Source organism: Actinomadura sp. NPDC000600 (assembly GCF_040492135.1).
Classification (GTDB): domain Bacteria; phylum Actinomycetota; class Actinomycetes; order Streptosporangiales; family Streptosporangiaceae; genus Spirillospora.
In genome coordinates this window covers 1-1,880 of record NZ_JBEUPD010000106.1, presented here as the reverse complement: position 1 = coordinate 1,880, position 1,880 = coordinate 1, and the positions used below count along the sequence as shown (strand labels likewise).

The 1,880-nt window shown below is 71.5% G+C and carries 1 protein-coding gene; it reads left to right on the top strand.

Annotated elements, in window-relative coordinates:
* The coding region (locus ABWI07_RS43970) for a hypothetical protein (protein ID WP_502912916.1) at positions 1-1,848 on the top strand (1,848 nt) is incomplete at its 5' end.
* Positions 1,849-1,880 lie beyond the last annotated feature (32 nt).

Here is a 1,880-nt window from a genome sequence, read left to right as displayed (position 1 = left end):
CGCACGGCGGCCAAGAGCGACCTGGAGGCCGCGCGCGGCGAGGCCGACCGGCTCCTGACGGAAGCCCGCGACCGTGCCGAGACCCTCGTCAAGGAGGCCCGCGCGCAGGTCGCCGACCTGACCGAGCTGGCCGCCACCGACCGTGAGGCGACCGGCAAGGCGGTTGCCGAGCTGCGGCGCATGGCCGAAGCCGACCTCACCGAGATCAGCGCCTTGGTCGACCAGCGCCGCCTTGAGGCCGGGCAGATCCTTGCCCGCGCCCAGGAGCAGGCCGACGAACTGGTGGCCGCGGCGCAGCGGGAGGTCGACCAGGCCCGCGAGCGGTTCGCCCAGCTCGCGGCGACGGCGGCCGAACATTACGACGGCCGCCGGGCGGAGGCGGAGGCGCTGTACGCGGATGCGGTCAAGGCCGCTGACGACCGGCGCCGCGAAGCCGACAGCTATGTTGCCGCCGCGCACACCGAGGCGGAGCAGGTCCGCACCGAGCTGCGCGAGAAGCTGCGCGAGCTCACCGACCAGTTCGACACGGAGGCCGCCGCCAAGCGCAAGGCCCTCGCCGATGAACTCGCCGGGCTCAAGCAGGCGTGCGACAAGCAGCGCGAGCGGCTGCGGGAGGAAGCCAAGACCGTCGCGGTGCAGCTGCGGGAGGCCGCCCAGAAGGAGGCCGACCGCATCACCACGGAGGCGGAGCGCAAGGCGAAGGGCATCACCGACCGGGCGCAGGCCGATGAGGCCCGCGCCCGCCGGCTGCTCGAGGAGGCCCGGGCGGCGAAGCGGGCCAACTCCCGCTTCCGGGGCTGGCAGCAGAACCTCAGCCGCAAGGCGTGGAAGACCGCCCCGTGGATCGCGCTCGCCGCCGGCGTCGGTCTTGCCGCCTCCGGCGAGTATGAGCTGGCCCGCATGGTCGGCATCAACCAGTACGTCGCCCCGCTGCTGCCGGTCAGCATCGACGTCTACTGCGTCACCGCGTTCCGGGCCAAGAAGGACATCCCCTACGCGCTGCTGCTGATGGCGTCGGCGAACGTGACGTACCACCTGTCCGAGCAGGCCCACATCGTCAAGGAAGGCCAGTCGGCACCGTGGCAGCTGACCACGTTCGTCGTACTGATCTTCGTGGCCGTCATCTGGCGCGTCCACACGCTCATGCACGACGACGGTACGAACGGGCACGGCAGTACGGCTGCTGCGGGCGGCCGTACCGGTACGGACAGCGGAAACGGAACGCCCGCCCGTACAGGTACGCACCGGCGTACCGACGGAACGGACGGCACGTCGTCCAGCCGTACAGGGGCCGCCAGCCCCGACCTGTACACCGCTCGAAGCACGGTCCGGCCGCAGGGAATGGGCACCGGACGCGACGGTACGGACCCTGTACGCCCCGCCTCGCACCCGCCGCACGATGACGGGTCCGAAGCGGCGGTGACCAGGCCGTACAGCGACCGTACAGACGGCGTACACACCACCCCCGACGGGGCGCGGCGTACAGGTACAGCGGCTGCGGGGCGTACCGGTACGGCCAGTGCGGCCGTACAGGCGCGTACCGGGTCGGTCAGCGTCCGTACACAGTCCGGCGGTGACGGTGTTCCGGAGGCCCGTACAGGTACGGGTGCCGCGTCTTCTCCTGCAACCGGAACCAGCGGTGCGGCGGGTGCGGACCGTCCCGGTACGCCTGTACGGACGGACGCTGAACTCCTGCCGCTCGTACAGAACCTGCCGCGTGATGAGGACGGCTTCGTCACCCTCTACCAGGCCCGCACCAAGCTCAGCGTCAACCAGTCCCGCGCAGTCCGACTGCTGAAGGAGGCCGGCCTGCTGCGTCCCGAGGACGCGGACAAGCACCTGCGCTGATCCGCCGTCCGGCACACAGCAGTGAGGGCCAG